This is a genomic window from Desulfovibrio sp. (assembly GCA_016208105.1).
In the GTDB taxonomy this organism is placed as follows: Bacteria; Desulfobacterota; Desulfovibrionia; order Desulfovibrionales; family Desulfovibrionaceae; genus Fundidesulfovibrio.
Window position 1 is genome coordinate 92,399 of record JACQYS010000020.1, and the last position, 26,966, is coordinate 119,364.

Genomic DNA, 26,966 nt, shown 5'->3' on the forward strand with positions numbered 1-26,966 from the left:
TACTTTTCACCATACCCAGAAAGTTGGCAAGCCCTTCCGCCCTTGCCTAAGACCATACTCCGGGGTAGAAAAGCCGCCGCCCGAGCCGCTTGGCCGGGCAGGAGCATCCATGTTCTATCTTCTGCGCACCTTAAGAGAAAATGACATCAATTCCACCCACCTGGGGAAGCAGCGCAAGTACAAGCTGGCCCGCGGGGACCGTTCCCTGCTGTTCAGGGGGAAACTCCTGGGCTTCTACCACGCTGCCGACGATTGCCTGGAACCGGCAGCGCAGAACCAAACCCACCTCGCTACCATCGCAATTTTCAAGACGCAGACCAAGTATCTCATCTACTACGTTCTCGAATACATCAACAACGAGCATATCTCCGGCAAGCAGGTTCACATCCACGCCACGTCCGATCTGGACGGCGCGGCCACCTTCATAAACGCCATGACCTACATCAACAAGAAATCCTTCGCGCAGGCCGTGATAGAAGACGCAAGAGCGCAGGACGATTAGGCTCCCGGGACTCCTCTGTACTTCCAGCCTTCGTTTGTTGGGGAATAGCTCTTGAAGCTGGCCGGGATGGGGACTTGGCGGCCATGGTGCCCGCTCTGGCGCGTCATGGGGCCCAAGCGGGGGATGTGAGGACTATTTGGCTGCCAGCCCTTTGAGCTTCGTCACTTTAAGCTGGCCCGTGGAAGACAGGAAAATGACTTTGCGGCCTTTTTCTCCCCCGACATCGGTGAAGGCGGTGCGCAGGCGATATTTTTCAAGGGTCTGGTACGCCGCGTCAACGTTTTTCAGCCCCACGCCCCCGCGTTCGTCCACCAGGCCGTTGGCTCCGCCCACCAGGCTCACATTCAGCTGTGCGGGCTTTACGCCAAGGCGGGCGAATTGGGCGACCACATGTTCGATGGCCGTATCCACATATCTGTACACCGAGTTGCCGCCGTTGGCCTCGTAATCCGCCCTGTAGGGCAGAAACGCGTGAAAGATCGCCCCTATTCCTTTTGAAGGCGCGAAGAAAACTCCTCCAAGGCAGGACCCGAGAACGGTCTGCACCATGGTGGGGGCGAGATACACGCCTCCCTCGGCAACCTTCAGGTATTCGCTTCTGATATCCGGGTTTTGTTTGAGAATTTCTTTCAGTCTGTTCATATGCGCGCCTGCTAGAAGGCCGAAAGGCCTGGATAGAGGCTACTGCCTGTACGGACTGAAATTGGCGGAGTCTCTATGTTCTTTGTTAGCACTATGTTCACTTGGAGACAACGTTCTTGACGAGGAAATGAAAATACTGCCTTGTTTCTCCTGAAGAACCAAGACACGGTAAGAACACAAGGCCATGCCACGATCACTCATGCCAAGAAACGAGGGAGATCCTTCCTTTGGAAAGCACCACCCCATGTGGGTTTCGCTGGTTCTTTGCCTAGGCCTTCTGTGTGCCTCATGCGCCCCGGACGTCTACCACGCCAGAGTTGATGCCGCTTCCGCTCAAGGCTCGCTCGATCCCACCGAGTTCACCATTCTACGCGGCCAGAAGGATATCGATCCGGACAGCCAGGATTTCCGGCGCTACTGCGCCGCGCTGGCCGGGGAGCTGGAACGCCACGGTTTTTCACAAGCAAAGACCGTGGAATTGAGCCACGTGTTCGTCTACCTGCGCTTCGGCCTGATCGGCGAGGAGGTGCCCCACCAGGGGACGTCCCTGGAACATCTCTTCATGCTGGAGATCGAAGCCGTGGACGCCCTGGAGATGCGCGCCGGGCGCGGGCCCGCCAGCCTGTGGAAGGTCACTGCCACCGCCCACGGCCACCTGGACCACCGGCACAAGGTCTTCAAGGTGCTTCTGGCTGCCAGCGTTCCCTTTTTCGGAAAGACTGAATCCCTTAATGTCCGCGTCCACCGCGATCCCGTGACTGGCAGTTACGAATTCCACCCTCGCTGACAGCTGTTGAGCTCCCTGCTTGGTTCATCTCGTTCGCTCCAGGGTTCAGGTAACCATCATCAATGGGTTTCAGTGACACCTGTCTGGATAGACGCCGCTTAGGCACGTACTGTTTCCGGCAATTCGCTCCCCGCACTTTGCAGCTGTAGCGAAGTGGGCGGGGTCCATGGTATGAAGTGCAGATGGACGCGGTAATCGAAGCTGTCGGGCTTCGCAAAAGTTTCGGCGAATTCATGGCCGTAAACGGGTTGGACATGCGGGTCCCGCGTGGCCAGGTGTACGGTTTGCTTGGGCCAAACGGGGCGGGCAAGACATCCACCATACGCATGATCTACGGTTTTTCCCCAAAGACCGGCGGAGAGCTTCGGGTGTTCGGCCTGGACGTTCAAACCCGCTGGAGGGAGATCCGGGCCCGCATCGGGGTGTGCCAGCAGGACAACGCCCTGGACCCGGACCTCACCGTGGAGCAGAACATCCTGGTCTTTGCAGGGTATTTCGCCCTGCCCCGGGCTGAAGCCAAGCGCAGGGCAGGAGAGCTGCTTCATTTCTTCGCCTTGGAAGCCAAGGCGTCAGCCGACGTGCGCGACCTCTCCGGCGGCATGGCCCGGCGGCTTATGCTGGCCCGCTCGCTGGTCAACCAGCCTGAGCTGGTCATTCTGGACGAGCCGACCACCGGGCTCGATCCCCAGTCCCGACACCAGCTTTGGGACAGACTGCACGAGCTGCGCGCCCGCGGGCTCACCATCCTCCTCACCACGCACTACATGGAAGAAGCGGCCACCCTCTGCGACGAGCTCATCATCATGGACAACGGCCGGGACATGGTGCGCGGGACCCCATCGGAGCTGATCGCCTCCCATGCCGGACGGGCCGTGCTTGAACTGGTCGAACCCGACCAGGAGACGAAGGACAAGGCGCAGGCCTCGGGACTCGACATGGAGGATTTCGGACGACGGCTTCTCGTATTCGCGGAATCGTTTTCCGAACTGGAGTCCTTCAGGCAGGCCCTGCCTCCCGGCCAGACCGTGACCAGACCGGCAACGCTCGAAGACGTCTTCCTGCGTCTCACCGGGCGGGAGCTTCGCGAATGAACATGCTTCGCAATCTCTCCTGGCGGCTCTGGCGCGTGTGGGCCCGGAACCTCATGGTGTACATGCGCACCTGGAAGGTGAATTTCATTCCCCCACTGGCAGAGCCAGCCCTGTACATCCTGGCCTTCGGCGCCGGCCTGGGAGGTATCGTGGGGAGCATCAATGTGGACGGGCGCGATGTGGGCTACACCGCATACATCGCTCCGGGACTGGTGGCCGCCTCGGTGATGTGGCAGAGCTTCTACGAAAACACCTACGCCTCGTTCGTGCGCATGTACTATCAGAAGACGTTCGACGCCATGCTGGCCACACCGCTCTCCCTGGAGGACGTCATCACGGCGGAGATATTCTGGGGAGCCACCAAGGCGGTGGTGGGCACGCTGCTCATGGGCGCGGTGATCGCGGCCTTCGGGTATATCCCGTGGCCTCAGGGGCTGTGGCTCATCCCGCTGTCCGCCCTGGGGGGGTTGGCCTTCGGGGCCGTGGCCATGTGGATGACCGGCATAACGCCCACCATCGACATGTTCAACCTGCCGATATTTCTCTTCATCACGCCCATGTTCCTGTTCTCGGGGGCGTTCTTTCCGGTGGATGGACTTCCAGCATGGGCATCCGGCCTGGCCCAGACCCTGCCTCTCTACCACCTGACCCAGGCGTGCCGGTCGGTGTGTCTGGGGGAAATCGGGGTGGGGGTTCTCTATAACGCGCTCTACCTGGCCGCGTTTACTGTGGTGTTCTATCCGCTGGCCGTAGGAGCCATGAGGAAACGGTTGATAAAGTAGCCGGCTACCCCATCACCCGGCGTTCGGTGAGATCGAGAACCTCCTTGGCCTCCGCCAAGGTGGGGTCGCGGTCGTAGGCGGCGCGGGCGGCATCGTAGGACTGATCCCACTTGCCCATCTGGTAAAGCACCCGTGCCAGGGACACGAACGTCTTGGGGTGAGCCCCGAAATTCTTGAGAGCGTCCCGCAGGAGCTTTTCGGCCTTCACCAGCTCGCCCGCCTGCTTGCAGGATTCCACGCCCAGGCTGAAGGCCAGCGTGTCCTTGGGGTTTATCTCGATGGCCTTTTCGGCAAAGGGGATGACATCCGCGTGCAGGCCCGCCTCGGCGAGCATTTTGGCTGCGTTGCTGAATATCCCAGGCTCACCCTGGTTCTGCTCGCACACGGTGTTGAGTATGCGCCGGGCCGTCGGCAGATTCTTCTCGCGCAAAGACTCCTGAGCCTTTTCAAAGGCCTGGGCAATGCGGCTCAACCTGTCCTGGTTGGCGGCTTCTCCGGCCTTTTGCTCCAACTTTTCCAGGTGCATGGCCAGGGCGGACAATGCCAGCGCAAAGGTTTTCTCAGCGCCTTTTTTAAATTTGAACGGACCGCGGATATGAGCCTTTACATCAGGCACCAGCTCGAATTCGCGCAGCATATCCAGAAGCATGACATCCAACTCGAATTTGGCCCGCCCCATGACGGCCGTGGTAGAGGCATAAGACTCGAATGCGGTAGCACCCGCCCTGAGCGCCTTGATGGCTTCGAAGCGGCGCGCATAGCCCGTAGCCCGGGATATGTGCTCCTTGATGGTCTTAGCGGTGGCACCGCTCATGCGTATCTCCTGAAAAGATAACCATTTTCCACAAACGACAGTATACAGGTTCGCGCAACTAAGAGCAAGCCGCCCCGGCGCCACTTGTCATTTCCCGTGGCTTTTGCCACAAACACCTGAGGGGTCACTCCCCTGGACAGGCACATGACCACCCCAGGCGCACTCAACGCAAAAATCCTCATCCAGACCTACCTGCGCTGCTACTTCGTGGGGGCGGCCTTCAACACGCGCGGACTGCAGACCATTGGCCTGGCCATGGCCATGGAACCGGGCCTCGCAGCCCTGTACCCCGACCAGGCGGATCGCCGGCAAGCCTGGAAGCGCTACCTCAAGATATATAATACTCACCCCTTCTGGACGCCTTTTTTGGTGGGGGTTTTCCTTGCGCTCGAGGCGCGCATTGCCCGCAAGCAGTTCCCGGACGCCATGCTCGACCAGGTGAAAAGCACCGTGGTCTTCACCCTTTCCGCAGTTGGGGATTCGTTTTTCGGCGGCAGCCTGACAGTATTCTGGGCGCTTGGAACCGCCTGCCTGCTCACGGCCGGCCAGATGTGGGCGGCGTTTAGCCTGGGGCTTACGCTCTTTCTTATGCTGAACGCCTTCAAGCTGGGCACCTTCATTCTCGGCTACCGGCAGGGGTTCGCCGCCCTCACCCGCATCCGCTCCTGGGACCTGGTGAACTGGGGCCGGAGGCTCAAGGTGTTGAACGCCGCGCTTTTGGTTACGCTCTGGGCGCTGGTGTGGCCCAGGGACATGGACCCTCTGGGCTGGACCGGAGGGGTGGCCGCCGTGCTCGCGATGGCCTACGCCTCCGGTAAACTGCGTATCAACCGGGAGTTCCTGGTGGGCCTGGGTATTGCCGCTGGTTTGTTTTTTCTTTGGATTCGATTATAATAGGTTGGTTTTGCGCGGTGAAAAACATGCCAGAAACGATTACCACAAACGAACAAGAACCGGATTGCGGCAATGCTTGCGCCCGGATCGTCTGCGTTCTCAATGAACAAGGGCTGCATGCCCGCCCTGCCGCCAAGCTTGCGCAAACGGCCCAGCAGTTCGGCTCGGCCATCACCATCTCCATGGGTTCCCAACAGGTGGACGCCAAGTCCATCCTGGATATCCTCACCTTGGCGGCCAGACACGGGGCCAACCTGGAAATTCGGGCCACGGGCGACGACGCGAGCCAGGCCCTGGATACCCTGGCGGACATGTTTAAAAATCGTTTCCAGTAAGGCGGCCCCATGGCCCTAGCCACTCTCACCGGCATCCCCATCTCCGCTGGCATAGCCATCGGAAAGGCATATTTCCTCAACCGTTCCCACTTCGGCCAAGTGCCGAGGCAAACCCTTGCCGACGACTTGGTGGAGGACGAAGCCGCACGCCTGCGGGATGCGTTCGCAGAAGCCAAGCTGGAGTTGTCCGACATACGCCAGCGTGTGCCAGCCGAACTCAAGGACCACGCCCTGATCATCGATTCCCATCTCATGATCATGAGCGACCCCAAACTTCAGGGCTCGGCCGTCACCCACCTCACTACGCTTCGCATCAACGCCGAATGGGCTCTGGAAAAGGCCGTTTCCGACCTGGAGGAGGCCTTCAACGCCCTGGACGACCCGTATTTCCGCGAGCGGGCCCAGGACGTGCGCATGGTGGCCGGACGGGTACGCGCCAAGCTCATGGGCCAGAAGGTGGACTTTAAGGCCCTGGGCAGCCGGGCGGTGCTCCTGGCCCATGACCTCACCCCGGCGGACACCGTTGAGTTGCAGGTGGACAAGATCATGGGCTTCGCCACGGTGCAGGGCGGCAAGACCTCTCATGCGGGAATTCTGGCCAAGTCCCTGGGCATCCCAGCCGTGGTTGGCGTGGGCGGCATCGAAGAGGCCGTCACCGACGGCAACCTGGTGATCGTGGACGGGATCAAAGGCATGGTCCTGGTGGAGCCCGACGAAGACGAACTGGCCCACTACGGAGACCTCAAGTACCAGTTCGAATCCCACCGCACGGCCATAATAAAGAACTGCCACCTCCCCGGAGAGACCATCGACGGCTACCGCATCAAGGTGAAGGCCAACATCGAGCTCTACGAGGAAGTGGCCCAGGTCATCGACAACGGCGGGGACGGCATTGGCCTGTTTCGCACCGAATACACCTACTTGAACCGCACGCAGCTCCCCACGGAGGAAGAACTCCTGGAGCACTACCGCGACCTGGCGGACATCCTCTCGCCCAAGCGGGTCATCCTTCGCACCTTGGACCTGGGCGCGGACAAATTCATGGCCCATTTCGGACGCCTGGAGGAACAGAACCCGGCCATGGGGCTTCGGGCCATCCGCTTCTGCCTGCGCCACCGGGAGCTCTTCCGCACCCAGATCCGCGCCATCCTGCGCGCCTCGGTGGTGGGCAACATCTCAATCATGTTCCCCATGATCTCGGGCCTGAAGGAACTGCGGCAGTCCATCAACCTCTTGAGGCTCTGCCAGCAGGAGCTCTCCAAGGAAGGCCTGGCCTTCAACCCCGAGATGCCCGTGGGCATGATGGTGGAGCTCCCTTCGGCGGTGATGACCGCGGAGATCATGGCCAAAGAGGTGGATTTCTTCTCCATCGGCACCAACGATCTTATCCAGTATTCCCTGGGCATCGACCGCACCAACCGGCACGTGTCCTATCTGTATCAGCCGCTGCACCCGGCGGTGGTGCGCTCCATAAAGCACGTGGTGGACGCGGCGCACCAGGCAGGCATCGAGTGCAACCTGTGCGGCGAGATGGCCTCGGACCCGTTCTGCGTTCCCATCCTCATGGGCATGCAGATGGACGCCATCAGCCTGACCCCCCAGACCATCCCAGGCATAAAGCACCTCATCCGCCAGGCCACAATGGACGACTGCAAGAAGCTTTTGAAGCAGGTGCTGGAAAGCCCCACCGTGGCCCGCACCAACCAGCTCGTTCGCGAGACCATCTTCCAGAAATTCCCGGACCAGCTCTCGTACTTCTATTCTCTGCTGGATTCCGAGGAGGGCCCCACCAAGTGAGTTTAAAAACGGGCGACGGTATCAAGATCGTCGCAGTCAATAAAAAGGCCCGGCATTTCTACGAGATTCTCGGGACCATGGAGGCCGGCATCGTCCTTACCGGTTCCGAAGTCAAAAGCCTGCGCGGCGGCAAGGTCAACTTCAAGGACGGCTACGTCCGCTTCACCGGCGGGTTCGAGGCGTTCTTGTGCGGCGTGCACATAAGCCCCTACGAAAACGCCGGCATGGACCAGCACAACCCGGACCAGGACCGGAAGCTTTTGCTGCACGAGCACGAGATACGGGCATGGAAAGCCAAGGTGGAGCAGAAGGGGCTGACCGTGGTGCCCCTGAAGATTTATTTAAAACGAGGCCGCTTCAAGGTGGAGATCGGGTTGGCCCGGGGCAAGAACGTGCATGACCGGCGCGACGCCATGAAGGAAAGGGACCTGGACAGAGAGGCGCAGAGGGAGAAGGAGAGGTATTGACGCCCAAGGAGGCATCATGTCCCACCGCTACGACATCCTGATCATCGGCTCCGGCGCCGCTGGGGGCACCTGCTCCCGCATTCTCAAGGCCGAGGGGCTCTCCGTTGCCATGGTCGAAGCCGGCGACTTCGGCGGCACCTGCGCCCTGCGCGGCTGCGAACCCAAGAAGGTCCTGGCCGAAACAACCCATGCCGTGGCCCGCTGCCGGGAAATGGCCGCAAAAAACGGCGTGACCGGCGAACTCTCCATCCACTGGCCCACCCTGGCCGCGCTCAAGCAGGCTTACGTGGACAGCGTGCCGCCCAGGGCCGAGAGCTCCTACGAAATGGCCGGCATAGACCTGTACTACGGCCAGGCCCGCTTCACCGGGCCGGACACCGTGGCCGTTGGCGAAGACGAATCCCTCCAGGCCGGAAAGATCGTGATCGCCACAGGCTCGCGCCCGAAGACACTCACCTTCCCCGGCGCTGAACACGTACGCACAAGCGACGATTTCCTGAACCTCAAGGAACTCCCCCCCCGCATCGCCTTCATCGGCGGCGGCTTCATCTCTATGGAGTTCTCCCACATAGCGGCCATAGCCGGGGCCAAGGCGTACGTTGCCGTGCGCGGCGACCGCTGCCTCAAGCGCTTCGATCCGGACCTGGTCTCCCAGCTGTGCCAGGCCACCTCGAAACTCGGCGTGGAAGTGCTCTACGATTCCCCGCCCCACTCGCTGGAAAAGACCGGCAACGGCTATCTTCTGCGCCTGGGCCGAAACGGCGAGAAAGCAGTGGAGGCGGACCTGGTGGTCCACGGCGCGGGCCGGGTGCCGAACCTGGACGGGATGGCCCCGGAAGCCGCAGGCATCGCCGTGGAGGGCGACAAACTCACCCTGGACGAATTCTTAAAAACCACCAATCCCAACGTATACGCAGCCGGAGACGCGGCCGGACACTACCAGCTCACGCCCACGGCCGTCATGGAAGCCAAGGCCGTTGCCGCCAACATCCTGCGCGGCGACCACGCCAGGCCAGACTACACAATCATCCCCAGCGCCACCTTCACCCACCCCACCCTGGCCGGGGTGGGGCTCACCGAAGATGCGGCCAGAGCCAAGGGCATAGCCTTCGAGGTCAAGGCCAAGATGGGGCTTACCTGGCCCGAGCTTACCCGTCTGGGCATCACCCACTCGGGCTACAAGGTTCTCCTGGAGCCGGGCACAGGCAAGCTGCTCGGGCTTTTCTACCTGGGCGAAGACGCCGAGGAGGTGGTCAACCTGGCCGCTCTATGCATGCGCCAGGGCATGACCGCAAGCCAGATCATGGACATGGTCTGGGCCTACCCGTCCTTTGGCTACACCCTGCGCTACATGCTGTCCTGATTTCCCTGCCACCAAGGCTCGCCTTGTCGCTGCGGGGAAGAGCTGAGCCATGTCCGCAAACCTTGCGCATGCCCTGGCAAAGGATTATTTGTCTATTCTGTCGGGCTGTATTCGCCCACACCTTGGGTTTGTCTTTGCCGGACTGACCGCCTCGACAAACTTAAAGACATACCCCGCCAAACCGGCCGGTTGTATCACCAGCGTAAAAGCCCAACCATGACCAACGATTCTCCGCTCTCACAATCCCAGTTGCGCGTCCTCAAGCGGCTGTTCCCTGAAGACGGCCTGCTCCTTTCTCCGGAGGAGACCCTCATCTTCGGGACCGACCGCAGCAAAAAATTCGCCGCTCCCGCCGCTGTGGTCCGCCCCGAAAGCGTGGAGCAGGTTTCTGAACTCCTGGCCTTCGCCCATGCCGAGCGCATCCCTGTTTCCTCGCGGGGACGGGGGACCAACTCGGTGGGGGGCTGCGTTCCGGACAGAGGGGGGGTCGTGCTGTGCACGGCCCGTTTGAACAGCATTCTGGAAATCTCCTCCAGCGATTTCGTGGCCCTGGTCCAGCCCGGGGTCATAACCGGGGATCTCCAGGAAGCATGCGCTGCCAAGAGGCTCTTTTATCCGCCGGACCCGGCCAGCGCCAAATTCTCCACCATCGGCGGCAACCTGGCCATGAACGCCGGGGGCATGAGCGCTGTAAAATACGGCTGCACAAAAGATTTCGTACTTGGCCTCACGTTGGTCCTGCCCGGAGGCAAAATCATCCGGACAGGTTCCAGATGCCACAAGGACGTTGCCGGGCTTGATCTGGTCCGGCTGTTCGTGGGGTCCGAAGGAACCTTGGGTTTTATCGCGGAAGCCACACTCAAGCTCCTGCCCCTGCCCGAATCCCAGGCTTCCCTCCTGGTGGCGTTCGCGAGCCAGGAACTCGCCCTGAATGCCGCGGCAGCGGTCTTCGCAGCCGGGCTTTTGCCCACGGCCATGGAATTCATGCCCAAGGAAGTGCTGGAAGCATTGGCCAATGTGGGGCTGACCCCCTGGCCCGCCAGTGCCCACACCAGCCTGCTTTTCAAGCTGGACGGCTCCGAGGGAAGCGTCACCGCTGAGCTGGCCCTTCTGCGCGGGGTGATGGAATCCTTTTCGCCGGTCTTTCTTGACGTGGCGCTCACTCCGGACAAGGAGAACGGCCTCTGGGAAGTCAGGCGCCAGATCAGCCAGGCGACCTCCACCATCGCCCCGAACAAGTTCTCAGACGACATCGCCGTGCCCCGCGGCAAGGTGGGCGAGGCCATCGAACGCATCCGGGCCATTGGCGAACACGCCGGGATCAAGACCCTGGTTTTCGGCCACCTGGGCGACGGGAACCTGCACGTGAACCTGATGTACGACGCCTCCAACGAAGACGAGGCCCGCAGGGCCCAAGCCGCAAAGGCCGAGGTATTGGAAATGGCCCTGTCGCTTGGCGGCACCATTTCCGGAGAGCATGGGATCGGGCTCAACAAGGTGGGCTGGCTGCCCCGCAAGGCCGGGGACGATGCCGTGGCCCTCATGCACCAGATCAAAGCGGTCTTCGACCCCCACGGGATAATGAACCCGGGTAAAGCTTACTGAGATGATCCCTCCTGCTTCGCCAGCCGACACACTTCGTCCTCTCCCGGATGGCCCCCGCCCGGACTGCGTGCTCTGCGGCAAGTGCCTGGAGGTCTGCCCGCTGTTCGCCGCCACCAGGCGGGAGGAGCTCTCCCCCAAGGCCAAGTTCTTCCTGGCCCAGACCATGGCTGGCAACGCCGTGGCACTTTCTGAAAAGGCCGCGGTGGAACTCGCGACCAAATGCCTGGCCTGCGGCAAGTGCGAGAAGGCCTGTCCTCTGGGCCTGTGCGCGCCGGAGCTCATGGGGGAGCTTCGCGCAACGCATCCCAGCATTGAATCCACGCTCTGGAAGACCTGGGTGGAGAAAGCCCCGGTGCTCTGGCCCATGCTGGCCACCCTGTCGCGGATGGTGCCGCGTCTTAACCAGGGCGGCTATGCCGGGCTCCTGAACGGCCTCAAGGCCATGGACTCCAAGGCAGGCCTGGAACCGTGGCTTACGCCGGTGAGCTTCGAAGCTTGCGGGAAGGGGCGCAAAGCCGTAGTGTTCCCCGGCTGCGTCGGCTCCCATGTGCAGCCCCGCTGGACGGCCACGGCCAAGAAAATTCTTGAGGGATTGGGTTTTGACGTGCTGCCCCAGCCGGAATTCGCCTGTTGCGGCTGCACCCTGGGCCATGCGGGCCTGAAAGACGCCCAGGGCCAGATGCAGAGGACGAACATCCAGGCCTGGCGCGACGCCGGCCGCCCGGAGCTCATAAGCTTCTGCGCCACCTGCCGCTGCGGCCTGCGAGGCTATGCCTCCCGCGAGCTGGGCTGGGGCCTGGGCGAACGCGAGCAGTGGCTCGCGGGCCTGGTCCCGTTTTCGGAACTGGCTTCGCGGGTGACGTATGCCACCGAGCCCGATGCGCCCTCCAGGGTGCACTACCACACACCCTGCCACGGGGCGGGCGGCGGGCACGACGAAAATTTTCTGCGCCAGGTGCTAGGCGAAAGGCTCAGCGCCAAAACGAAAAAGAACCTGTGCTGCGGGTTCGGCGGAGCGCTCAAATTAAGCGCCCCGGAACTCTCCGACCAGGTGGCCAAGCGTTGCCTGGAATTCTATGGTGCCCGGCCCGGCGAGCAGATACTCACCGGCTGTTCGGGATGCGTTATTCAGCTGAGGGCCAACGCGCCCGCCGGAGTCGGCGTGGGGCATTGGCTCGAGATTATTAAATAGCCGGGACAGGCTCTCCAGCCACGCTGATCGCGCCCAACGCGACTGCAAAAGCCGCAGGAGAGCGGTTCCCGGATGGTCCAGGGCATATGCCCTGGCGCAGTATGGGGCCAAGCCCCCACGTCAAGGAGACACCATGTTTGGAAGCATTTTGAAAATGGTCGTTGGCTCGAAAAACGACCGCTACTTGAAAAGCCTTACCCCCACCGTGGACAAGATCAACGCCATGGAGCCCCAGATCCAGAAGCTGGACGAGGGGCAGATGCAGTCCCGCGTGGCCGAGCTCATGCAGGAAGCGGCCAACGGAAGCGACTTGAACGCGCTTCTCCCCGAGACCTTCGCCCTTGTGCGCGAAGCCGGGCGCCGCACCCTGGACATGCGCCACTTCGATGTGCAGCTCATCGGTGGCATGGTCCTGCACCAGGGCAAGATCGCCGAAATGAAGACCGGTGAAGGCAAGACCCTGGTGGCCACCCTGCCGGCGGTGCTGAACGCGCTTTCGGGCAAGGGCGTGCACCTGATCACGGTGAACGACTACCTGGCCAAGCGAGACGCCGCCTGGATGGGCACCATATACAACTACCTGGGGCTTTCCGTGGGCACCATCGTGCACGGCCTGACCGACGAGGAACGCCAGGCGGCCTATGGCTCGCACATCACCTACGGCACCAACAACGAGTTCGGCTTCGACTACCTGCGCGACAACATGAAGTTCTACAAGGAACACCTGGTCCAGCGCGAACTCAATTTCGCCATCGTGGACGAGGTGGACTCCATCCTCATCGACGAGGCGCGCACGCCGCTCATCATTTCCGGCCCGGCCGAGGAATCCACGGCCCAGTACGCCCGGGTCAGCGCGCTCATTCCCATGCTCAAAAAGGACGTCCACTTCAACATGGACGAGAAGGCCCGCACGGTGCTTTTGACCGACGAGGGCGTGGCCCGCTGCGAAGAGATATTCAAGATCGACAACCTCTACGATCCGGCCAACATCTCCATGCAGCACCACGTGCTCCAGGCTCTGCGGGCCCACCATCTCTATGCCCGCGACGTGGACTACATCGTAAAAGACGGCCAGGTGGTCATCGTGGACGAGTTCACCGGGCGCCTCATGCCAGGACGGCGCTACTCCGACGGACTGCACCAGTCCCTGGAGGCCAAGGAAGGCGTGAAGGTGGAGAGCGAAAACCAGACGCTCGCCTCCATCACCTTCCAGAACTACTTCCGCATGTACAACAAGCTCTCGGGCATGACCGGCACAGCCGACACCGAGGCCGTGGAGTTCAGGCAGATCTACGGCCTGGAAGTGGCCGTGATCCCCACCCACCGGCCCATGGTTCGCCTGGACCACCCGGACATGATCTACAAGACCCAGCAGGAGAAGTTCGCGGCCATCGCCGAGGACCTGAAAAGGCTCCACAAGAAGGGCCAGCCCGTGCTGGTGGGCACCATCTCCATCGAGAAATCCGAGCTTCTTTCCCACCTGCTGAAAAAAGCCGGAGTGCCCCACGAGGTGCTCAACGCCAAGCAGCACGAGCGCGAAGCCCAGATCGTGGCCGAGGCCGGGCACCAGGGCCGCGTGACCATCGCCACCAACATGGCCGGCCGCGGCACGGACATCAAGCTTGGCGAAGGCGTCAAGGAACTGGGGGGACTCTTCATCCTGGGCACCGAACGCCACGAATCGCGCCGCATCGACAACCAGTTGCGCGGCCGTTCCGGCCGCCAGGGCGACCCCGGCGAGTCCCGCTTCTACCTGGCCCTGGACGACGACCTCATGCGTCTCTTCGGCTCCGACCGCCTAAAAAGCATCATGGAGCGCCTGGGCATGCAGGAGGGCGAGGCCATCGAGAACCGCATGGTCTCCAAGGCCATCGAAAACGCCCAGAAGCGCGTTGAAGGCCACAACTTCGAAATCCGCAAGCAACTCCTGGACTTCGACAACGTCATGAACCAGCAGCGTGAGGTCATCTACTCGCGCCGCCGCCACTACATGTCGGCCGAAAATCCAGGGGATTCACTGCTCGACTTCGTGGACGAACTGCTCGACGAGATCTACGAACCCCTGGCCCTGGCCTCCAAGCAGGCCCCCGATCCGGACACCCTGGAGATGGTCTCCGCGCGCATGGAGGAGGTCTTCAACATCCGCCTGGACCTCACCCAGGAAATCCCCACCCTGGAGCAGCTGCGCGAGGCCATCGTAGGACGCTTCGAGGGGCTCAAGGCCGCCGCGCCCGAGCATTATGCCGAGATACTGCGCTACTTCCTGCTCGAAGCACTGGACAAGCACTGGAAGGAGCACCTGCTCAACATGGACCACCTGCGCGACGGCATCGGTCTTCGCGGCTACGGCCAGAAGGACCCCAAGCAGGAATACAAGCGCGAGGGATTCGAGCTGTTCCAGGGCCTGCTCGGCATGATCGCCGAGAGTACGGTGCGGTCGCTGTCGCGGCTGCAGATAAGGGCCGAGGTGCGCGAGGAGGAGTTCACACACAAGGAAAAGGCGTCGGACCTTCAGTATCACGGAGCCGAGGACGGCACGGAGAAGAAGGCCCAGCCCAAGAAGCGCGCCGCGCCCAAAGTGGGAAGGAACGATCCCTGCCCTTGCGGCAGCGGGAAGAAATACAAGAAATGCTGCGGGGCCAAGGGATAAGAGAGACGGGGCTCCGCCCCGAACCCCGGCAGGGCGCTGCCCTGCACCCGCCGGGGGAAATGGTTTCCCCCGGACCCCCTCAATAGCTTCGCGGGTTTCACCGGAATATCGGTGAAACCCGCGAAGCTATTTGGGATTCCAAAGGGACACCGTCCCTTTGGCCGCCGGAGGCTTCCCCCAAACTCAAAGATCAACCAGGCTCGCTACCTTCTCTGAATCGCTCCCGGATACCCCATTTCCGCCAGCCTCTGCCTGAACGCATCGGGATTTCCCTTGCCCCGGGCCAGCACCCGGTACACTTCCTTCCCGTTCACCTCGGCCCGCTCGAAAGTGGCCTCGATTCCCTTGGCGGACAGCCGGTCGGCCACAGTCTCGGCCTGCACCAGGCTTGGAAGCGCGGCCACCTGCATGATGATCTCACCTGCAGCTGTACCATAGGCAGGGGGTTGCGCTGCGGCAGGGGCAGACTGCGCCGGGGAGGCTGAAGCAGTGGCGGGCTGCACCGCCGGAGTCTTCGCTCCCGAAGAAGCAGGAGACGATGCGGGCTGCGCCCCAGGCCCCTGTTTAACGCCAGTGGCGGGAGCGGTCTCCTGCGGCCCGGCCAGCTGGTCCATGGCGAACTTTGCCGAGGCCTTGGGATCATTGCCTGCCATGGGCAGCATGTCCGGCAATTGCACGAAGGCGTACACCAGCTCGTACCCGGCCACGCCCTGCCCGTCGGGGCGGATGGTTTCGCCTTCGGTGGTGCCGCACTTGAGCACGGCCAGAAGCGAGCCTTCCTTGCGGGCCCTGGTCACCATCTCCCTGAGCACCTTCATGAGCTTCACCCGGCAGGCCGCATCGTCCGGGGCCGTGTCGGAAAAACCCTCCCGGCACACCAGGGCGGTGAAGGTCTTGTCCCTGGCAATGGATATCATCTTCTTGGAAATGAACGCGTAGCGGATGGTGTATGCGGAGTCCGGGCAGTGCTTCGGGTCGCGGCAGGGGGCTTCCCAGTTCACGCCCGCCTTTTCCATGTTGTCCGTGAAATCAGCCAGCACGGCCACGTTACCCGGCCCGGCCTTTTCGGGCAGGAGCATGATCACCTCGGAGGCCAGAAGTGAACATTCCGCCCCACGGTTGGCCCCGCCCTTGCGCAGATCGCACACGGCCCGTATCTGCCAATCCTGGGCCCAGGCCTGGGAGCAGGCGCATAAAACAAACAGTGAAACAAACAGCTTTCTCATGAAGGTTTCCCCCCGCCGCCCCACTACTCCTAACGGGGCCGCTCCACAAGACCCGCAACGCCTTTGGAAAATGTGCCCGCTCTCTCGGTGCAACACCACATCCCCTGGAACGCCAGGCTTGCGTCCAGGCTCCTGGCCGGGCATGTTGCGCCCATGTCGCATCTTCTGGAACTCTTTATTGAACGGGCGGTGTTCGGCGGGGCCGGGCTTGCCCGCCTGGATGGCCGGGTTGTCTTCGTGGAAGGAGCCCTGCCGGGTTCGCGGGTGATGGCCCGCGTGGTCAAGGAAGACAAGGGCAGCTTGAAAGCCGTGGTCCAGGAAGTGCTCTCCCCCTCCCCGGATGCTGCCGAGCCGTTCTGCCCCCACTTCGGAATCTGCGGCGGCTGCACCTGGCAGGACGCCGCATATCAGGCCCAGCTGGAATGGAAGCGCGACATCGTGACCGAACAGCTGCGCCGCCTGGGCAAAATGGACACCGAGGCCTCACCGACCCTCGCCTCACCCCTCACGCGCCACTACCGAAACAAAATGGAATTTTCCTTCGGCCCAGGGCCGGGCCGTGGCTTAAGCCTTGGCCTGCGGGAGCGTTTCAATCCCGGACGCATCGTGGAGGTCGAGTCCTGTTCTCTCATGCCTGATCCGGCCATGGACATCCTCCAGGCCGTCCGGCGTTTGACCAGCGCCACGCAGCTGCCCTCCTACTTCGCCAGGACCGGCACCGGGGCGTGGAGGCATCTGGTGCTCAGGCAGTCAGAAGCCACGGACAAGTGGCTGGCCCAGATCATCGTGGGTCCCAAGACCCCCTTCAAGCGGCTGGCATCGCTGGGCGAAGCCTTGATGGGGGAGTTCCCACAGTTGGCAGGAGTGGTCCTGGACATGCGCCGCGACCGGGCGGACTTCGCCATCGCCGAACACAGAATCTGGGCCATGGGCGAGGACGCTCTCGAAGAAGAACTCGACGGCCTGCGCCTGCGCGTGAGTTCCGGAGCATTTTTCCAGACCAACACCCAGGCTGCGGCCATGCTCTACGCCAAGGCCGTGCAGGCCGCCAGGTTAAGCGGCAATGAAGCGGTGTGGGACCTGTACTGCGGCGCCGGGGGCTTGAGCCTGTTCATGGCCCGGCACGCAACATCCGTAACTGGTTTCGAGATATCGCAGGAAGCCGTGGAAGACGCGACAACAAACGCCGGGCTGAACGGGCTGACCAACTGCGCCTTCGTGGCCGGGGATTTGAAGGACGCGGTTTCGCGCCGCAAGGCCAAGCCGGACGTGGTGGTGATCGACCCGCCCAGGGCCGGGCTCCATCCGGACACGGTGGACGCCCTTTTGAGGATCGCCGCGCCAAGGCTGGTCTACGTATCCTGCAACCCCTCCACCCTGGCCAGGGACTTGGGCAAGCTGGGAACCATGTACTCCGCCCAGGCCGTGACCCCAGTGGACCTCTTCCCGCACACCCCGCACATCGAGTGCGTGGCCGAGCTCACGAAGAACAATAACGCCTGATACGCAAGGATTCTCCTGCCGTGGGCCATGCCCACAACTGGAATTCTTTGGAATTTAATCCCGCTTCTGGTCGTTGCGTCAGAAGCGGGATTCGTGATTAGTTGGCCGACGACAGGCTCTCGTCGCCGCTCCCCCCCACAGTATCGACCACTTCCAGGATTTCATCCCCCTGCCACGGTGGGTTGGACTTGCCGACAAGTTCATCCACATCGATGCGGACCACGCAGGTCACCTCCAGCACCTTGGCGTCGTACTTGCCGGAAGGCCCTCCGTAATGAGCCATGATCATGTCCAGGGCGCGTGCTTTTTCAGCCGGGTCCTCAACGAAGCTCACCCGGCCAGACCCCACCACGGATTTGAAATGCGCGGTGTAGCCGCAGGCCTTGGGCGTACGCGAAATTTCGTATTCGACCACGGCGTCGAACCCCACCCGCTGGCAGTTCCCGAGGCAGGCGGCCTTCTTGCCGTCGAAGGAGCTGTGAAAATACAACACACCGTCCTTGTACCCGAAGCTCACAGGCACCACGTAGGGGGACGCACCGTCCCACATGGCCAGGTGAATGTATTCGGCCCGCTGCAAGAGGGCTTCCACCAATTTGTGATCGTTTATCTTCCGTTCGATCTTGCGCACTTGGAATTCTCCTTTGGAAGTGAGGCGAGGATAAGAAGCCTCCGGCGGCCAAAGGGGCAGTGCCCCTTTGGAATCCCATTTAGCGCAGGGGCTTGCACCGGTTCCGGTGCAAGCCCCTGCGCGTTAATGCGGGTCCAGGGGGATCATCCCCCTGGCGGGTGCAGGGCAGCGCCCTGCAAAATAATAATCAGATCTCCCTGGCCATGTTGTCCATCAGCTTGTGCAGCATGACCCCAAGCCCGCCCAGATGCCCGATACCCGCCCGCATCTGGTCGGGAGTCTGCACGAAAGGCCCAGGGACAATGTCATCCGCGCCATGCTCAATCAGCTTCTCCATGCTCTCGCCTGTGGTCTCAAAATGAAACTGCAGCCCCACCAGCTTGCCGCCCACGGCAAACGCCTGGTTGGCGCACGCCTCGGAACCCGCCACCAGCGATGCCCCGCGCGGTATGGAGAAGGTCTCGCCATGCCAGTGGAAGGCCGTGAACTCCTGGGGAATTCCGGCGAAGGCCGGACACGTTGCCGCCCAGGGAGAAAGCTTCACTTTGTGCCAGCCGATTTCTCGGTGCTCGTTCTTGTAAACCTGGCCGCCGAGCACTTCAGAGAGCATCTGGGCGCCAAGGCACACGCCAAGCACGCTCCGGCCCCTGGCCACCGCCATTTTCAGGCATTCCTTTTCAGCGACAAGCCAGGGAAATTCCAGCTCGTCATGCACGCTCATGGGTCCGCCCATCACCACCAGCAGGTCGAAATCCCGCGGATCTGGCAGCGGGTCCCCGGCATGCACGAGAGTCCTGGAGACTGGAAAACCCCGCCCGGCAGCCCAGGGGATGATCCCGGCAGGATCCTCGAACGGCACGTGTTCTATGGTCTGGATACGCATAAAAACTCCTGGCAGCGTGTTGGACTGTTTTTCACTCTTTCGTCAAGAACAAAGCCGAAGGTTGCGTTTGCGCGCCCTCTTGCCTGCTGCTATAGCCCGGTTAGCCATGACCCCATCATTTTCCGTAATCGTTCCGGTCCTTGGCGAAGAGGACCTGGTCAACCGGCTGGTGGATCACATCCGCACCGTGGGATACGGGCGTCAGGTGGAGATCATCATAGCCGACGGCCATCCGCAGCGCAGCACGCTGGCCGCCATTGCCAGGCCCGGAGTTCTGGCCGTGCCCGCTCCGCGCGGACGGGCCCGGCAGATGAACGCCGCGGCGCGCTACGCCTCCGGCGATATACTTGTCTTTCTGCACGCGGACAGCACGTTGCCTGCCGGAGCCTTCGAAGCCATGGAACAGGTGCTCGAAGGCGCAGACAACGTCGGCGGGGCGTTCGATCTGGGAATCCGCTCCAACCGCTTTTCGCTCAAGCTCATCGCCCAGATGGCGTCGTTTCGCTCGCGCCTGACCCGCGTCCCCTATGGTGACCAAGCCATATTCCTCACCCGCCGCGTTTTTGAAACGCTGGGCGGCTATACGGACATGCCGGTGCTGGAAGAAGTGGACCTGATGCTTCGCCTGCGCCGGGCCGGAATGCGCATCGGGTTCGCCCGGGGACGGGCCGTCACCTCGCCCAGGCGCTGGGAAGCCGAAGGCGTCTGGCGAAGGACGTTCACCAACTGGGCCATAATAGTACTTTACCATCTGGGCGTTCCCGCCGAAAGGCTCGCGCCATTGCACAAGAATATTCCTCCCATGGAGATCAGATCATGAACGTATTCGATGAGCTTGCCGGAGGAGACATCTCGGCCACCGGCCTCGACGTGCTTCAGGTGAACGTGGGGCTCAAGTGCAACCTGTCCTGCATCCATTGCCACCTCGAGGCCGGGCCTGCACGCATGGAGGTCATGGACGCCGGGACCTTGGACAAGACCGCCGCCGTGGCCCTGGCCGTGCGTCCGGCCCAGGTGGACGTCACCGGGGGTTCGCCCGAATTAAACCCCAACCTGCCGCAGTTCTTGCGCCGTTTGCGCGAAGCGGGCCTGGCCGTGCAAGTGCGCTCCAACCTGGCCATCCTCATGGAAGCCGGGTTCGAGCATTTCTTCGACCTGTACGCCGGGCTGGCCATCGACCTGGTGGCTTCGCTCCCCTGCTATCTGGAAGAGAACGTGGACCCCATGCGGGGCCGTGGAGTCTACCAGAAGGCCATCTCGGCCATGCGCCGTCTGAACGCTTTGGGGTATGCCGGTCCTTCCGGCCCGCGCCTGGACCTGGTGTTCAACCACCCTCTGGGGCCCTATCTGCCGCCCTGCCAGGAGGCTCTTGAGAACGACTACCGCAGGGAACTCGCCAAGCATGGCGTCAGCTTTTCCAACCTGCTCACCATCACCAACATGCCCCTGGGACGCTATCTGGACGAATTGGAGTCCAAGGGCCAGGCCGGAGGCTACTGGGAGCTTCTGCGCGAAAAGTTCAACCCCGCCACCCTGCCCGGGCTCATGTGCCGCAAACAGGTGAACATCGGCTGGGACGGGGCTCTCTACGACTGCGACTTCAACCAGGCCCTGGGGCTTCGCATAAACCACGGCGCCCCGGACCATATCGACTCCTTCGACCCGGACGCCCTGGCCAAGCGCATCATCGTCACCGGACCGCACTGCCTGGGCTGCACGGCCGGAGCCGGGTCCAGCTGCGGCGGCGCACTGGAGTGACAAGCGGGGCTTTGCCCCGAACCCCAGCAGGGCTCCGCCCTGCACCCGCCAGGGGGATGATCCCCCTGGACCCGCATTCATGCGAAGGTCTTTTCGCCGGTTTCCCGGCGAAAGGACCTTCGTTAAATGGGATTCCAAAGGGGCACCGCCCCTTTGGCCGCCGGAGGCGTAATCATCACAACACAACATTCACCCGTGAATAAATCTCCCTGCCTGCTTCTCATGCTCCGCTCGCCCCGGCTCGGCCGGGTGAAAACCCGTCTGGCCCGCGATGTGGGGGACGAGGCCGCCCTGGCCCTCTACAAAGCCTTTGTTCAGGACATGCTGCAGGCTTTGGACGGATGCGGCGCGGATATCATGCTGTGGGTCGAACCTGCCGAGGATGTGGAGAGCGTTCGGGACTGGCTGGGCAATGAGCTGGTCTGTCTGCCTCAGCCCGAGGGAGACCTGGGAGTGAAGATGGACTACGCATTCAAGTGGGCCTTTGAGCATGGCTATGCGGCCGCGGCCGTCCTGGGTTCGGACATTCCTCAGCTTTCGCCGCGCATGGCCAAGCATCTGATTAGGCTTATAAAATCCGAACCTGCCGTGTTGGGGCCTTCTCCGGACGGCGGTTACTGGACCATAGGATTTCAGTCCGGCCGGTACCTGCCGGAGGTGTTCGCAAATATCCCCTGGAGCACGCCAGACGTTTTCGAACGTACCCAACAGGTGCTGCACCCTCTTGAGCCAGCCGTGCTTCCCGAACTGGCGGACATGGACACGCTTGAGGACCTGCGGGAACTGATACGGACTTGCCCGCCTGGAATGGCGCGAAGAACGCTCGCCCTGGCAAAGAAACTGGCCTGAGCTTTTGCCCACATCATCCGATTGAAGACCCGGTAGGTTCAAAGTCCTGTCGGCCAACACGGCGGGCGGGATTCAAGAACTGCACATCCCGGGCAAACCTGTGTGGCGAAATAAGGTTAATCGCTGGTTTTCTTGTAGGCGCGTTTTCCAGCCACCCAGGTTTCGTCGACGTTGCGGTCGTCTCCCACGGCCATGACCCCGAACAGAAGCTCTGCGGCCTGATCCACCGTCTTTGGACCACCATCTTTTACCGTCAGGGACTGGCGCCATTGCATGGCCAGTTGCCCCGCGTTCCAGTCAAGAACCACGAAGTCGGCCTCTTTGCCCTTGTCGAAGTTTCCCAGGATGTCATCCAGATAGAGCGAATGTGCCCCGCCAAGGGTGGCCAGATAGAAGGCCCGATAGGGAGAGAGTTTGTTGCGTTCGGCCTCGGCCGGGTCCTGTTCACGCTGGCCCACCGAACCGTCGAGCATGGTGATATTGCACATGCCCACCTTGTAGGCTTCCTCAAGCACCCGGATCAGGGTGAAGGAGTTGCCGCCGCCCACGTCGCAGCCCACGGAAAGGCGCACCGGGTGTTCAGGGTCCTTGGCGCGGCCCAGGGGGAAAAGGCCGCTACCAAGGAACAGGTTCGACAGCGGGCAGAAGGATATGGCCGCACCTGATTTGGAGAAACGGCGCATCTCGTCGCGGGAAAGCCACACTCCGTGTCCGGCGGTGAATTTCGGCCCCAGCAGGCCATGTTTCTCCTGCACATGGGTGTAATCGGCGCAGTCAGGGAACAACTTTTTCACTGTACGGATCTCTTCGGGAGTCTCGGAGATGTGCGTGTTGATCCAGCAGTCCGGATACTCGTCCTTCAGGCGACGGCAGCAGGCCAGCAACTCGTCCGTGCACCCCACGGCGAAGCGGGGGGTGATGGCGTAGAGATTCCTGCCTTTGCGGTGGTACTGTTCGATCAGACGTTTGGACTCTCTGTGGAAGTCCTCGGGTGTGTTCAGATAGTCCGCCGGCGCGAAGCGGTCGATGCCGGTAAGCCCCGCGATCACTCGCATGTTGCGGCGGCTTGCTTCCTCGAAAAACTCCTCGGAAGAGACAGGGCTGGAGGTGGTGAAGGCCTGGCAGGTGGTGGTGCCCCCGGCCAGCAGGGCATCAAAGAAATGTTTGGCTGCCTCGCGCGCGTAGTCGCGGTCGCGGTATTTCAACTCCTCGGGGAAAACCCAGGTTTTCAGCCAGTCCAGCAGCTGGTTCCCGTAGGAACCAAGCACGCGCACTTGCGGGAAATGGACATGGCCGTCGATGAATCCCGGCAGAATGAGACGATCCGGCAGGTGGGTGAAATGGATTCCTGGATGGCGCGACGACACCTCGGCATAGGGGCCGAAGTCCTCGATGATTCCGTTTTTAACAACCAGCAAACCGTCCCGGATGAACCTCGCGGCTTCCTGTTCTTTCCCGGGATGATCCCACGGGTCGGCCACCAGGTCGAAAAACGATCCTCGGATCGCGCAAGAAGCGCCTGTCATAGTAAGTCCTGTAATACGGGCCTCAGCGCGTGTCGCAGTTCCCGGTTATTCTTTTTCGACTCTAACAGCGGTTCCATAGCACAGCACCTCGGTGACCCCTGCGGCCACCTCGTTGGCGTCGTAGCGCATGCCGATGATGGCGTTGGCGCCTTTTTCCATGGCGTGTTCCACCATGAGGTCAAAGGATTCCTGGCGGGTCCGCTCGCACAGCTGGGTGTACATGGCTATCTTGCCGCCAAAAAGCATCTCGAAGCCAGCTATGATGTTGCCCACTATGCTCCTGGACCGGACGATGATCCCACGCACAACGCCCAGGTGCTCCACGATGCGGTAGCCTTCGAATGAGAACGAGGTGGTCACGAATCGGTTGTTCATCTCTTTGGCACTCCAGTTTGTACCCACAAGAAGAAAGGGAAGCGTGGTTTACACGCTTCCCTAATATACCAGTTTGAAACCAGCCAGTCGATGCTCGCCGCAAAGCGAATGCGGGGTCTGGGGGGATCATCCCCCCAGCGGGTGCAGGGCAGCGCCCTGCCGGAACCAGCATGAAGCCACTGTCCCGTTTAGCCCTGGGGCAACCCTGGATCGGTCTTAAACAACGTGACTTCTCTTCTACGACTTTTCTACGAGCGATAGTCTCCGTTTATCTTCACGTAGTCGTACGTCAAATCCGAAGCCAGCAGCACATACTCTCCGTTGCCCGCGCCCAGGTCGATGCTCACGGCGATCTCGGTGCGGCGCATGTGCGGGGCGAGCAGGCTGTCCAAGTCTCCGGCCACGGGCTGGCCGTTCACAAACACAGGAATGCCGCCGATGGCCACTGTTACGTTGTTCGGATCGAACTCCGCCCCGGAACGGCCGACCGCGGCCACTATGCGGCCCCAGTTGGCGTCGCGCCCGAACATGGCCGTCTTCACCAGTGGAGAGTGCCCCACGGCCCTGGCGCAGGCCTCGGCCTGCATGTTGTCCTCCGCGCCGATGACGTCGATCCGGATGATCTTGGTGCCGCCCTCGGCGTCCTCCACGATCATGTAGGCCAGGGCCTGGCAGACTTCATTGAGCGCGGCGGCCAGTGCGGCCAGTTCCTCGTCCGAGTGGGCTTTCACCTTGGAGGCGCCGTTGGCCATGGCCAGGACGCAGTCGTTGGTGGAGGTGTCCCCGTCCACGGTCACTGCGTTGAAGCTGGCGTCCACCGCTGCGGCCAGCATGGCCTGCCAGCGGTTTTTTTCCACCTCGGCGTCACAGACCACGAAAGCCAGCATGGTGGCCATATTGGGGCAGATCATGCCCGCGCCCTTGGCCATGCCAAGAAGCCGCACCTCGCGCCCCCCGATCTCCACCGAGCCCCAGGCCATCTTGGGGAAGGCATCGGTGGTCATGATGGCCTTGGCTGTGTCCAGGGGGCTCGACTGGCCGAGCTTGGCCGCGAGCGCCGGAACTTCGTCGCGCCAGATGTCCATCTTCAGCTGAGGCCCGATGACCCCGGTGGAAGCGGGCAAGATCTCAGAGGCACCGAGTCCCAGGCGTTCGGCCGCGAGCTTCAAGGTCTCGCGGCAGTTGGCCTCGCCTTCCTTGCCCGTGCAGGCGTTGGCCTGTCCGGCGTTCACCAGGAAGGCGCGGATCGCTGCTGACTTCTTGAGGTTCTCTTTGGCCACCAGAACGGGCGCGGCCTGGAACAGATTCTTGGTGAAAACGCCAGCTCCCACCGCCGGGCGGTCGGAGACCAAGAGCGCCACGTCGTCGCGGCCCTGATAGCGAAATCCGGCGTTGTGCGCGGCAAAGCGAAATCCTTTGGGGATCGGTACGATCTGGTCCATGTTATTCCAGCCCCCTGGCTTCCCTGACCACTTCCATCAGGTACTGCCCGTAGGAGTTCTTGAGCATGTCCTGGGCGAGGTGCTCCAGTTGTGTATCATTAATATACCCCATCCTGAAGGCGATTTCCTCCAGGCAGGAGACCTTGAGGCCCTGCCGGTCCTGGATGGCCTGCACGAAGCTGGCCGCGTGGTGCAGGGACTCGTGGGTGCCGGTGTCCAGCCAGGCGAAGCCCCGGCCCAGAAACTCCACCTTGAGCTGGCCTCGCTTCAGGTACTCGTTGTTCACGTCGGTGATTTCGAGTTCGCCACGGGGCGAGGGTTTCAGGTTCTTCGATATCTCCACCACTTGATTATCATAGAAATAGAGGCCCGTGACGGCATATTTGCTCTTGGGCTTGGTGGGTTTTTCCTCAATGGATATGACATTCTTCAGGGCATCGAACTCCACCACGCCGTAGCGTTCCGGGTCGCGCACCTTGTAGCCGAAGACCACGCCGCCCTGCTCAACTTCGGCGCAGCGCTGGAGCACCTTGGCCAGACCCTGGCCGTAGAAGATGTTGTCCCCGAGCACCAGGCAGACCTTGTCGCGGCCTATGAACTCCTCGCCCAGAATGAAGGCCTGGGCCAGGCCTTCGGGCTTGGGCTGCACCTTGTAGGTGAGCTTGAGCCCAAGCCAGGAGCCGTCCCCGAGCATCTCCTCGAAGCGAGGCAAGTCGTGGGGAGTGGAGATTATCATGATCTCCCTGATGCCTGCCAGCATGAGCACGGACAGGGGATAGTAGATCATGGGTTTGTCGTAGATGGGCAGGAGCTGCTTGCTGACGACTCTGGTAATGGGGTAGAGCCTTGTGCCAGAGCCGCCGGCCAGGATGATGCCTTTCATGCACGTCCTCGCATGTGCGTGTTTTTTTGTAGTGGGCTTGTGGCCCATGCCCGCCAAATTTGCAACCGTCAAGGTGGTTTCCCATGAACGGCTCGGTTCTGCTCGCAGTAACCCAGGACACGACCATACTTCCCGGCCAGAGGGTATTCATCACCGCCGGAGCCCCCTCGGGCGGGCTCTCTCCCATACTCCCGGCCGTGGGTTCGCTCCCGGATCTCAAGGTGGGCGCCCACCTCGGCCGCATGTCCGATACGCCCCTGTTCCAAGTGGCCGGGCGCATGCGCTGGCCCGAGGGCGGGGCGGCACCCGCGCTCGAAGTCATCCTGGCCGACGCCCTGGTGGAAGTCTACCTGCCCACCGGGGCCACCACTTTGAGGTCCTGGACGAACGGTTACAGCTTAGCTTGGGTCACGCTTTCGGACAAGGGCGCCGCCGGACTCAGAGACGATGCGTCAGGCCCGCTCATCGGCGACATGGTGGCCACGGAAATCGGACTGTCCGTCATCCAGGGGCACATCCTTCCCGATGACCAGCGCGAGCTCAAGGCTCTCATAACCGACCTTGCCCTCTCACAGCGCTTCGACATCGTGGTCACCACCGGCGGAACCGGAGTGGCCCCGCGCGACATCACCCCGGAAGCGACGCTCGCGGTGATCGAAAAACGCCTGCCCGGATTCGAGGCGGCCATGACCCTGGCTGGAATCCAATCTACCCCACGAGCGGTGATCTCACGAGCCGTGGCGGGGCTTCTGGGCGAATGCCTGGTGATCAATCTGCCCGGCTCGCCCAAAGGGGTGCGCGAAACCCTTGCCGCCATACTGCCCGCCATGGAGCACGCCTTGGAGAAATGCCAGGGGGACCAGGGAGACTGCGCCACAACGTAATGGTGCTCGGGAATATTTTTCAACCGCGTCCCGTGTTGCTCCTGGAAATATTACTGGGAAAAGCATTTTCACTCTCCAATCTGTT

At 62.0% G+C, this 26,966-nt stretch carries 26 protein-coding genes; 17 read left to right on the plus strand and 9 right to left on the minus strand.

The annotated features are described in order from the left end of the window. Positions 1–109: 109 nt before the first annotated feature. A complete protein-coding gene (locus tag HY795_12160) occupies positions 110–502 on the plus strand; it encodes a hypothetical protein (protein MBI4805979.1) in 393 nt (130 codons plus the stop codon). A gap of 132 nt (positions 503–634) precedes the next feature. Here HY795_12160 and HY795_12165 read toward each other — a convergent pair whose 3' ends face one another. Beyond that, the gene (locus HY795_12165) at positions 635–1,144 is read right to left on the minus strand and encodes a chemotaxis protein CheD (GenBank protein ID MBI4805980.1); all 510 of its coding nucleotides are present in this window, start codon (positions 1,142–1,144) and stop codon (positions 635–637) included. A 199-nt stretch (positions 1,145–1,343) separates the two neighbouring features. Between HY795_12165 and HY795_12170 the strand changes: the two genes are divergently transcribed. The 3 genes from HY795_12170 (at position 1,344) to HY795_12180 (ending at position 3,804) form a co-directional block, all read left to right on the plus strand. Then, the gene (locus HY795_12170) at positions 1,344–1,931 is read left to right on the plus strand and encodes a hypothetical protein (GenBank protein MBI4805981.1); all 588 of its coding nucleotides are present in this window, start codon (positions 1,344–1,346) and stop codon (positions 1,929–1,931) included. Between the two features lie 182 nt (positions 1,932–2,113). Beyond that, entirely contained in the window at positions 2,114–3,022 is a 909-nt protein-coding gene (locus HY795_12175) for an ATP-binding cassette domain-containing protein (GenBank protein ID MBI4805982.1), read from the plus strand. Between the two features lie 2 nt (positions 3,023–3,024). Continuing rightward, positions 3,025–3,804 carry an ABC transporter permease gene (locus HY795_12180; protein MBI4805983.1) on the plus strand — a complete coding sequence of 260 codons (780 nt, stop codon included), beginning with the start codon at positions 3,025–3,027 and terminating at the stop codon, positions 3,802–3,804. Positions 3,805–3,808: 4 nt separating this feature from the next. On the opposite strand, the gene HY795_12185 is transcribed toward HY795_12180, so the two are convergent. Continuing rightward, entirely contained in the window at positions 3,809–4,618 is an 810-nt protein-coding gene (locus HY795_12185) for a hypothetical protein (protein ID MBI4805984.1), read from the minus strand. A 144-nt stretch (positions 4,619–4,762) separates the two neighbouring features. Here HY795_12185 and HY795_12190 point away from each other — a divergent pair, with 144 nt between their 5' ends. The 8 genes from HY795_12190 to secA all read left to right on the plus strand — a co-directional run bounded on the left by HY795_12190 (position 4,763) and on the right by secA (position 14,921). Next, on the plus strand, positions 4,763–5,512 hold the full coding sequence (locus tag HY795_12190; GenBank protein MBI4805985.1) for a PTS system mannose/fructose/sorbose family transporter subunit IID: 750 nt from the start codon (positions 4,763–4,765) through the stop codon (positions 5,510–5,512). A gap of 26 nt (positions 5,513–5,538) precedes the next feature. Next, entirely contained in the window at positions 5,539–5,847 is a 309-nt protein-coding gene (locus tag HY795_12195) for an HPr family phosphocarrier protein (GenBank protein ID MBI4805986.1), read from the plus strand. 9 nt (positions 5,848–5,856) lie between these two features. Next, complete coding sequence (ptsP, locus tag HY795_12200; GenBank protein MBI4805987.1) at positions 5,857–7,644, plus strand: phosphoenolpyruvate--protein phosphotransferase; 1,788 nt, start codon at positions 5,857–5,859, stop codon at positions 7,642–7,644. Beyond that, complete coding sequence (smpB, locus tag HY795_12205) at positions 7,641–8,111, plus strand: SsrA-binding protein SmpB (GenBank protein MBI4805988.1); 471 nt, start codon at positions 7,641–7,643, stop codon at positions 8,109–8,111. Before ptsP ends, smpB begins: the two co-directional genes overlap by 4 nt. A 16-nt stretch (positions 8,112–8,127) precedes the next feature. Next, on the plus strand, positions 8,128–9,474 hold the full coding sequence (locus HY795_12210; protein MBI4805989.1) for an NAD(P)/FAD-dependent oxidoreductase: 1,347 nt from the start codon (positions 8,128–8,130) through the stop codon (positions 9,472–9,474). Positions 9,475–9,690: 216 nt separating this feature from the next. Beyond that, on the plus strand, positions 9,691–11,079 hold the full coding sequence (locus HY795_12215) for an FAD-binding protein (protein MBI4805990.1): 1,389 nt from the start codon (positions 9,691–9,693) through the stop codon (positions 11,077–11,079). 1 nt (position 11,080) lies between these two features. Next, positions 11,081–12,271 (plus strand): (Fe-S)-binding protein, encoded by a 1,191-nt coding sequence (locus HY795_12220; protein ID MBI4805991.1) that lies wholly within the window; start codon positions 11,081–11,083, stop codon positions 12,269–12,271. Between the two features lie 133 nt (positions 12,272–12,404). Further along, entirely contained in the window at positions 12,405–14,921 is a 2,517-nt protein-coding gene (gene secA / locus HY795_12225; GenBank protein ID MBI4805992.1) for a preprotein translocase subunit SecA, read from the plus strand. Between the two features lie 203 nt (positions 14,922–15,124). On the opposite strand, the gene HY795_12230 is transcribed toward secA, so the two are convergent. Continuing rightward, positions 15,125–16,147 (minus strand): SPOR domain-containing protein, encoded by a 1,023-nt coding sequence (locus HY795_12230; GenBank protein MBI4805993.1) that lies wholly within the window; start codon positions 16,145–16,147, stop codon positions 15,125–15,127. Positions 16,148–16,300: 153 nt separating this feature from the next. Here HY795_12230 and rlmD point away from each other — a divergent pair, with 153 nt between their 5' ends. After that, entirely contained in the window at positions 16,301–17,650 is a 1,350-nt protein-coding gene (gene rlmD / locus HY795_12235) for a 23S rRNA (uracil(1939)-C(5))-methyltransferase RlmD (GenBank protein ID MBI4805994.1), read from the plus strand. A gap of 97 nt (positions 17,651–17,747) precedes the next feature. Here the strand turns inward: rlmD and HY795_12240 are convergent, their stop codons facing one another. Continuing rightward, positions 17,748–18,281: a pyridoxamine 5'-phosphate oxidase family protein gene (locus HY795_12240; protein ID MBI4805995.1), complete on the minus strand. Its 534-nt coding sequence runs from the start codon at positions 18,279–18,281 to the stop codon at positions 17,748–17,750. A gap of 187 nt (positions 18,282–18,468) precedes the next feature. Continuing rightward, the gene (locus HY795_12245) at positions 18,469–19,164 is read right to left on the minus strand and encodes a type 1 glutamine amidotransferase (protein MBI4805996.1); all 696 of its coding nucleotides are present in this window, start codon (positions 19,162–19,164) and stop codon (positions 18,469–18,471) included. Between the two features lie 106 nt (positions 19,165–19,270). Here HY795_12245 and HY795_12250 point away from each other — a divergent pair, with 106 nt between their 5' ends. The 3 genes from HY795_12250 to HY795_12260 all read left to right on the plus strand — a co-directional run bounded on the left by HY795_12250 (position 19,271) and on the right by HY795_12260 (position 21,771). Beyond that, the gene (locus tag HY795_12250; protein ID MBI4805997.1) at positions 19,271–19,984 is read left to right on the plus strand and encodes a TIGR04283 family arsenosugar biosynthesis glycosyltransferase; all 714 of its coding nucleotides are present in this window, start codon (positions 19,271–19,273) and stop codon (positions 19,982–19,984) included. Beyond that, positions 19,981–20,922 (plus strand): arsenosugar biosynthesis radical SAM protein ArsS, encoded by a 942-nt coding sequence (arsS, locus tag HY795_12255; protein MBI4805998.1) that lies wholly within the window; start codon positions 19,981–19,983, stop codon positions 20,920–20,922. Before HY795_12250 ends, arsS begins: the two co-directional genes overlap by 4 nt. Positions 20,923–21,117: 195 nt before the next feature. After that, a complete protein-coding gene (locus HY795_12260) occupies positions 21,118–21,771 on the plus strand; it encodes a TIGR04282 family arsenosugar biosynthesis glycosyltransferase (protein ID MBI4805999.1) in 654 nt (217 codons plus the stop codon). A 116-nt stretch (positions 21,772–21,887) separates the two neighbouring features. Here HY795_12260 and guaD read toward each other — a convergent pair whose 3' ends face one another. The 4 genes from guaD to rfbA all read right to left on the minus strand — a co-directional run bounded on the left by guaD (position 21,888) and on the right by rfbA (position 25,997). After that, complete coding sequence (gene guaD / locus HY795_12265) at positions 21,888–23,297, minus strand: guanine deaminase (protein ID MBI4806000.1); 1,410 nt, start codon at positions 23,295–23,297, stop codon at positions 21,888–21,890. Positions 23,298–23,342: 45 nt separating this feature from the next. Further along, on the minus strand, positions 23,343–23,672 hold the full coding sequence (locus HY795_12270; GenBank protein MBI4806001.1) for a YbjQ family protein: 330 nt from the start codon (positions 23,670–23,672) through the stop codon (positions 23,343–23,345). Positions 23,673–23,920: 248 nt separating this feature from the next. Then, on the minus strand, positions 23,921–25,114 hold the full coding sequence (gene argJ / locus HY795_12275) for a bifunctional glutamate N-acetyltransferase/amino-acid acetyltransferase ArgJ (protein MBI4806002.1): 1,194 nt from the start codon (positions 25,112–25,114) through the stop codon (positions 23,921–23,923). A 1-nt stretch (position 25,115) separates the two neighbouring features. Next, positions 25,116–25,997: a glucose-1-phosphate thymidylyltransferase RfbA gene (gene rfbA / locus HY795_12280; protein MBI4806003.1), complete on the minus strand. Its 882-nt coding sequence runs from the start codon at positions 25,995–25,997 to the stop codon at positions 25,116–25,118. Between the two features lie 83 nt (positions 25,998–26,080). Here rfbA and HY795_12285 point away from each other — a divergent pair, with 83 nt between their 5' ends. Beyond that, positions 26,081–26,881, plus strand: coding sequence for a MogA/MoaB family molybdenum cofactor biosynthesis protein (locus HY795_12285; protein MBI4806004.1), 801 nt, complete (start codon positions 26,081–26,083; stop codon positions 26,879–26,881). Positions 26,882–26,966: the final 85 nt, after the last annotated feature.